The organism is Psychroserpens mesophilus (assembly GCF_050617655.1).
Classification (GTDB): Bacteria; Bacteroidota; Bacteroidia; order Flavobacteriales; family Flavobacteriaceae; genus Psychroserpens; species Psychroserpens mesophilus_A.
Genome location: NZ_JBODQC010000478.1, coordinates 1 through 239, shown reverse-complemented (window position 1 = coordinate 239; position 239 = coordinate 1). Strand labels below are relative to the sequence as shown.

At 41.8% G+C, this 239-nt stretch carries 1 pseudogene; it reads left to right on the top strand.

The features are described 5' to 3' along the window. Positions 1-239, top strand: a pseudogene (locus ACRHNM_RS18070) (site-specific DNA-methyltransferase); the annotation flags it as partial.

The window sequence follows — 239 nt, the reverse complement described above, 5'->3', positions numbered from 1 at the left end:
GTAACCGAAGGCAAAATAGACTTTAAGGTATTACAAGAAGTTTTAGGCGAAGAAGAAGAACAAGGCGAAGAATACTACCGTTTTACATGGGCAGGTAAAGCCAATGCCAGACGTGAAGCCCAAAAACCAAGTACAGGAACGTTACGTCCAGCACCAGAAGAAAGTGTTGATTGGGACACCACCCAAAACCTATACATAGAAGGTGATAACCTAGAGGTGTTGAAGCTTTTACAAAAAAG